The sequence below is a fragment of the Dankookia rubra genome, assembly GCF_004355005.1.
Taxonomy (GTDB): domain Bacteria; phylum Pseudomonadota; class Alphaproteobacteria; order Acetobacterales; family Acetobacteraceae; genus Paracraurococcus; species Paracraurococcus ruber_A.
In genome coordinates, this window is the sequence record NZ_SMSJ01000172.1 from 1 (window position 1) to 6,012 (window position 6,012).

9 protein-coding genes and 1 tRNA gene are annotated in these 6,012 nt (G+C 73.1%); 5 read left to right on the forward strand and 5 right to left on the reverse strand.

Annotated elements, in window-relative coordinates:
* From E2C06_RS38210 to E2C06_RS34985, 3 genes are all read left to right on the forward strand, one after another.
* Positions 1-207: hypothetical protein (locus tag E2C06_RS38210; protein WP_165982883.1), on the forward strand; the 207-nt coding region annotated here is incomplete at its 5' end.
* A complete protein-coding gene (locus E2C06_RS34980) occupies positions 204-413 on the forward strand; it encodes a DUF1656 domain-containing protein (RefSeq protein ID WP_133293161.1) in 210 nt (69 codons plus the stop codon). The genes E2C06_RS38210 and E2C06_RS34980, both read left to right, overlap by 4 nt.
* Positions 410-1,297, forward strand: coding sequence for an efflux RND transporter periplasmic adaptor subunit (locus E2C06_RS34985; RefSeq protein ID WP_133293162.1), 888 nt, complete (start codon positions 410-412; stop codon positions 1,295-1,297). The genes E2C06_RS34980 and E2C06_RS34985 overlap by 4 nt, the downstream gene beginning before the upstream one ends.
* Positions 1,298-1,487: 190 nt before the next feature.
* Here E2C06_RS34985 and E2C06_RS34990 read toward each other — a convergent pair whose 3' ends face one another.
* The 4 genes from E2C06_RS34990 to E2C06_RS35005 all read right to left on the reverse strand — a co-directional run bounded on the left by E2C06_RS34990 (position 1,488) and on the right by E2C06_RS35005 (position 3,586).
* Positions 1,488-2,477: a Bug family tripartite tricarboxylate transporter substrate binding protein gene (locus E2C06_RS34990; protein ID WP_133293163.1), complete on the reverse strand. Its 990-nt coding sequence runs from the start codon at positions 2,475-2,477 to the stop codon at positions 1,488-1,490.
* A gap of 176 nt (positions 2,478-2,653) precedes the next feature.
* Complete coding sequence (gene nusG / locus E2C06_RS34995) at positions 2,654-3,187, reverse strand: transcription termination/antitermination protein NusG (RefSeq protein WP_133293164.1); 534 nt, start codon at positions 3,185-3,187, stop codon at positions 2,654-2,656.
* Positions 3,188-3,201: 14 nt separating this feature from the next.
* Positions 3,202-3,396: a preprotein translocase subunit SecE gene (secE, locus tag E2C06_RS35000; RefSeq protein WP_133293165.1), complete on the reverse strand. Its 195-nt coding sequence runs from the start codon at positions 3,394-3,396 to the stop codon at positions 3,202-3,204.
* 113 nt (positions 3,397-3,509) lie between these two features.
* Positions 3,510-3,586 (reverse strand) — tRNA-Trp (locus E2C06_RS35005).
* A gap of 198 nt (positions 3,587-3,784) precedes the next feature.
* Between E2C06_RS35005 and E2C06_RS35010 the strand changes: the two genes are divergently transcribed.
* Positions 3,785-5,080 carry a hypothetical protein gene (locus tag E2C06_RS35010; protein WP_133293166.1) on the forward strand — a complete coding sequence of 432 codons (1,296 nt, stop codon included), beginning with the start codon at positions 3,785-3,787 and terminating at the stop codon, positions 5,078-5,080.
* Positions 5,070-5,843: a hypothetical protein gene (locus E2C06_RS35015; RefSeq protein ID WP_133293167.1), complete on the forward strand. Its 774-nt coding sequence runs from the start codon at positions 5,070-5,072 to the stop codon at positions 5,841-5,843. The genes E2C06_RS35010 and E2C06_RS35015 overlap by 11 nt, the downstream gene beginning before the upstream one ends.
* 64 nt (positions 5,844-5,907) lie before the next feature.
* On the opposite strand, the gene E2C06_RS35020 is transcribed toward E2C06_RS35015, so the two are convergent.
* Positions 5,908-6,012 (reverse strand): EF-Tu C-terminal domain-related protein (locus tag E2C06_RS35020; protein WP_206664765.1); only part of this gene is annotated, 105 nt, incomplete at its 5' end.

A 6,012-nucleotide genomic window follows, 5' to 3' on the forward strand; every position in this document is an offset into this window, starting at 1 on the left:
GCCGCGGTCGCCGCCCGGGCGCGGGACCAGGCGGCGCCAGGGGCGGTGCTGGCCCGGCTGGACGCGGCGCTCGGCGCGACCATGCCGGGGCGGGAGCCGGCGGCGCGGATGGCCGCGCTGGCGCTGTCCGGCCTCCGCCGCGCGCTCTTCCCCGCGGCGCCGCCGCCGGAGCCCGTCCTGCCGCCCGGGCTGGAGCAGGCGGCATGATCGGCGAGATCGACCTGCACGGCGTCTTCGTCCCGGCCCTGCTGGCCTGGGCGGCGCTGGCGCTGCCGGCCAATGCGCTGCTGCGGCGGCTGCTGCAGCGATTCGGCCTCTACCGGCTGGTCTGGCACCGGCCGCTCTTCGACCTCGCCACCTTCGTCATCCTGCTCGGCGTCATCGCGGCGCTGGCCAACCGGATCCTCGCATGACCCTTCGGCAGTCGGGCCGCATCGCCGTCACGCTCGCCGTCGTCCTCCTGGCCGGCTTCGCCGGCTGGCAGCTCTGGCGCTTCTACATGGAGGCGCCCTGGACCCGGGACGGCCGGATCCGGGCCGAGGTGGTGGGCATCGCCCCCGACGTCTCCGGCCTGGTGCAGGAGGTGCTGGTGCGGGACAACCAGCAGGTCCGCCGCGGCGAGGTGCTGTTCCGCATCGACCGCGACCGCTTCGCCCTGGCGCTGCAGCAGGCCGAGGCGGTGCTGAGCAGCCGGCATGCCTCGCTGCTCCAGGCGCAGCGCGAGCAGCAGCGCTATACCCGGCTGGACCAGAGCGCGGTCTCCATCCAACGGCAGGAGCAGGCGGTGACGGATGCCCAGGTGGCCGAGGCCGCCTGGCGCCAGGCCATGGTGGAGCGCGACATCGCCCGGCTCAATCTCGAGCGTTCCGAGGTGAAGGCGCCGGTGAACGGCTTCGTCACCAACCTCGAGCTGCGACCGGGCGACTACCTCGCGGCCGGGCGTGCGGCGCTGGCGCTGGTCGATTCCGACAGCTTCCACATCGCCGGCTACTTCGAGGAGACCAAGCTGGCGCGCATCCGCCCCGGTGACCGCGCGACGGTCCGGGTGATGGGCGAGGCCGGGGTGATCGAGGGTCACGTCGAGAGCGTCGCGGCCGGCATCACCGACCGCGAGCGCGGCGCCAGCGAGAACCTGCTGGCCAACGTCAACCCGACCTTCAGCTGGGTGCGGCTGGCGCAGCGGGTGCCGGTGCGGATCGCCATCGACCGGGTGCCGGAGGGGCTGCGGCTGCTGTCGGGCCGGACCGCGACGGTCACGGTGCTGCCGGCCGAGCCGGTCAGGGCCGCGGCGCGCTAGAGCAGATCCCGATCCAGTGCAGTCACCGGATCGGGCAAAGATGCCCGCCAGGACGAGCAGCTGGAGTGGTTGCCGTGAGCCAAGGCGAACGGAAGCCTCCCCAGGCGCCGCGCCCCGCACGGTTGCCGCTGACGCGGATTGCGAGGCGTGGAACCGTCCCTGAGCGCGGATCCCCGCCGCAAGGCACCGGCTAGCCCGGCTTCGGCCCCGGTGTCGGCAAGGTCCGGCCGATCAGGTGCCGCATGCGGGGGATCTCCTCCTGCAGCGCCCGGGCGAGCTGCGCGGGGCCGACCTCGTCCCACAGGATGGTGCCGGTATTGTCGAACAGCGCCCGGACGTCCGGCTCATGCAGCGCGGCGTGGACCACCTCCCCCAATCGCGCGACCACCGCGGGCGGGGTGCGCGCGGGCAGGTAGATGCCGGACCAGCCGAGCAGCTCGGCGCCCGGCAGCCCGGCCTCGGCCAGGGTCGGCACCTCCGGCGCGATCGCCAGCCGCTCCCCGGCATTCACCGCCAGTGCCCGCAGCCGCTTGTCGCGCACATAGGGCAGGCTGCTGAGCGGGTAGTCGAAGTAGAGGTCGACCCGCTCCGCCGCGAGGTCGTTCAGCACCTGGCCGAAATTGTTGTAGGGGATGAGGGTGAGCTCGACCGCCGCCTTCTCGATGAACAGCGCCGCGGCGGCGTGCTGGCCGGAGCCGATGCTGGCCGCATAGGTCAGCTGGCCCGGCCGGGCCCGGGCATGGGCGATCAGCTCCGGGATCGTCTTCCAGGGGCGGCCCATGCCGGTGACGGCGATATTGGCCGAGGCGCCGATGCCGTGCACCGGCACGAAGTCGCGCTGCGCGTCGTAGCGGATGTTCGGGATGAGCAGCGGCGCGATGGCGAAGGTGGCGAAATTGCCGAAGAACAGCGTGTGCCCGTCGGGCGCGGCGCGCGCCACGTATTCCGCCGCCACGGTCCCGCCGGCGCCGAGCCGGTTGTCCACCACCACGCTCTGTCCCAGCCGCGCCGCCATCTTCAGGGAGATCAGCCGGGCGGCGACGTCGAGCACGCTGCCGGGGCCGCCGGGCACGATCCAGGTGAGCGTCCGGTTCGGAAAGGTCTCGGCCCTGGCGGGCCGGGCGCGCTGACATGTCAGCATTGCCGAGGCGGACAGTGCCGCCCGTCTGGTCGTCACCATGCGCTGTTTCGCCCCCGCGCGTTTCCCTGCCGGGATCGACAACCCCGGCGAGTCGAGCCTAGCGCGGCAGGCATGCGGCGCAACCGGACGCGGGCCTGCCCGCGCCCGCGTGAAGCGCGCCCGCCGACCAGGACTGCCGGCGGTGGGGTTCGCGGCCCGGCGGGCCGCGGTTCGCGTCAGACCTTCTCGACCTGGGTGTACTCGAGTTCCACGGGGGTGGAGCGGCCGAAGATCGAGACGCTGACCTTGACCCGGCCGCGTTCCTCGTCGACCTCCTCGACCGAGCCGAGGAAGCTGGTGAAGGGGCCGTCGGCGACGCGGACCTGCTCGCCCACCTCGAAGACCACGGCGGGCTTGCGCGGCTTGTCCACGCCTTCCTTCACCTGGTTGACGATGCGCTGGGCCTCGGATTCGGTGATCGGGCTCGGCTTGTTCTTGTTGCCGAGGAAGCCGGTGACCTTCGGCGTGTCCTTCACGAGGTGCCAGGCCTCGTCCGACATCTCCATCTTCACCAGCACGTAGCCGGGGAAGAACTTGCGCTCGGAGTTCACCTTCTGGCCGCGGCGGACCTCGGTCACCTCCTCGGAGGGGACCAGGATCTCGTCGAACTGCTCGCCGAGGCCCTTCTGTGCCGCCTGTTCCTTGATCTGCTGGGCGATCTTCTTCTCGAAGCCCGAGTAGACGTGCACCACGTACCAGCGCTTGGCCATCGATCCGTTCCCCCTCACCCCATCCCGAACAGGCTGCGCATCCCGAGCGCGATCACCTGGTCGACGACCAGGAAGAAGACGGCCGCGAGCGCCGACATCGCCAGCACGAGGCCGGTGGTGATCAGGGTCTCCTTGCGGCTCGGCCAGGTGACCTTGGCCACCTCCGTCCGCACGTCCCGGACATACTGCGCGGGATCCAGTCTGGCCAACGCGTCGAACCCTTCCAGGCTGCGGTGAACGCTTCGCGGGCGGTCGCCCGTCCCGGAAGCCCGGGAAAGGCGCCACCCCCGAGAACACGAGTCCCCGCCGGCGGCGGGGGAAGTGGCAGGGGCGGAGGGTCTCGAACCCCCAACCTCCGGTTTTGGAGACCGGCGCTCTAGCCAATTGAGCTACGCCCCTTCACGCCGGGCAGGGCCGCGGCGCGGCGACGCCTATAGGTCAGGGGGCGAGGACTGTCGAGAGGCGAGGTGCGGGTCGTCGATGCCGGCGCGGGGTGTCGCCGATGCCGGCGCGGGGTGTCGCCGATGCCGGCGCGGTGCATTGCCCGCGCTGCGGGAATCAGGAATCGTATACGATGACTTGCGGACCCTTTTCCGAATGAATGCCGGCTTCTCCAACCGCGCCGCACTGCCGCAACTCTCGCCCCGCTGGATGACCGCCGATGCCGCCGCCGCCCAGAGCGACCGCAACCAGGGCCTGCAGGCGGCGCGGGAGGGAAGCGAGGGCGCCGCTGGCCTCGCCCGCTTCCGCCGCCGGCTGACCGACGAGGGCGCCGGCGACCTCGACCGTCTGCATGCCGAGTGCAGCCGGCTGCTCGACCACCAGGACCAGGAGCGCCAGGCGCGCGAGCACGAGCTGAACGTCACCCTGGTCGAGCGCAGCCTTGCCAACCAGCGGCGGCACGACGAGGCGACCGCCGCGCTGAAGCGCGAGAACGGGCCGGATTCCGGCCCCTACCGGGACTTGGCCGCGCGGACCGATGCCGCCCAGACGGCGCTCCGGACGATCCGCGGCGCGGTGCAGTTCCGCCCGCTGCGGACCCATTTCGGGCGCCTCTACCCCGCCATGATGGCCGCCCTCGCCCTGGCCGAGGTGCCGGTCAACCGGGCGGCCTTCGAGTTGACCTTCCGCGAGGAACCCATCGTCTCCCTGCTGCTGGCGGCGGCGGTGGGCGGCCTGCTGATGGCCTTCGCGCATGTCGTCGGCATGCTGCTGCGGCGCTGGCCGGAACGGCCGCGCCTCGCCCAGGTGGCGGCGCGCGGCGGGGCGCTCGCGGCCATGCTCGGGGTCGTCCTCGGCGGGATCTACGCGCTGGCCCTGATGCGGCAGGTCTTCATGCGCCTGGCCGCCAGCGAGAACGAGGGCTTCGCCCAGCGCCTGCAGGACGCGCTGGCCGGCACCCCGCACGAGGCGGTCACCGCCATCACGAGCCTGCCGCTCGGCATCAGCGACTATGCCTTCATCGCGGTGAACCTGCTGGTCTTCACCTTCGGCGTCGTCGCCTCCTACCTGCGGCACGACCCGCATCCGGACTACGAGAAGGCGGTGCGCGACGCCGGCCGGGCCGAGCGCGCCTTCGCCCGGGTCGAGAAGCGGCATGCCGCGGCCATGCGCGAGGAGACCGCCCGCTACGAGACCGCGCGCCGCGCCATCGAGGGTGAGATGGCCGAGGTGCGGGCGCGCCTCGTCGCGCTCGGCAACCAGGAGCGCACCCTGCGGGAGCACGCGGACACCCTGCGGCAGGCGGTCGCGCGCACGATAAGGCGGCGCTGCGACGTCTTCGCTGAGGGCTTCCAGGCCGGCCCGGCCGGCGGCGGCCCGCCGGCGGTGCCAACGGTCGAGGCGATCGCCGCGGAGCTGCCGGGCTTCGGCGCGGTGGCGCATGCGGCGTGACCTTGGCGCCGGCCTGGCCGTTGTGGCGCTGCTGCTGGCGGCGCTGGCCGGCGCCCGCCCGGCCGCCGCGGCCGAGACCGACTATTGCGCGCTCGGCAGCGCCACCTCGCTGCTGCTGGTCGACCGCAGCACCCGCTACGACGAGGTGGACCGGGACATCCTGGTGCGGACGGTGGACAGCTTCTTCCGCCGGCAGGAGCCGGGCGAGCGGCTGGTCGTCGCCGCCGCCGCCGGGGCCTATACCGAGCTGAAGCTGGTCTTCGACGCCTGCCGGCCCGGCTGCCCGGAGGCCGGGCTGTTCGGCCGGCTGACCTCGACCTGCCGCCCGGTCCTCGCCCGGGCGGACTTCCAGGCCTTCGAGGCGGAATTCCTGGCACGGCTGGTCGCGCTGCTGAAGCAGCCGGAGGAGGCGGCGGCCTCGGACCTCTTCCGCTCCGTCGCCGAGGCGACGCGGCTGGTCGAGGCCAACCGCTACGCGCCGGTGCGGCAGTTCCTGATGTTCTCCGACCTGCTCGAGGCCTCCTCGCTGCTGCCCGGGCAGGCGATCCGGAGGATGCCGACGGCCGAGGTGCTGCAGCGGCTGGCGGAGGCGCATGTCGAGGCGCGGCTGCCGCGCGCCGAGGTGCGGGTGATCGGCTTCGGCCGCAGCGACGCGCCGAGCCGGCCGCCGCTGCCGCAGGACATCCGCCGCCGCGTCCAGGCGACCTGGGAGAGCTGGTTCCGCGCCGGCGGCGCGGGCAGCGTGCAGATCGGCCTGCGCTGACCGCCACGAAAAAGGGCGGGCCGCCTGCGCGACCCGCCCCTGCTTGCCCCGAAGATCGAGACGTTTACTTCTTGGCCGCGGCCGGCTTGTCGGCGGTGATCGCGGCGACGACGCCGGCGCCGACGGTGCGGCCGCCCTCGCGGATGGCGAAGCGGAGCCCCTGGTCCAT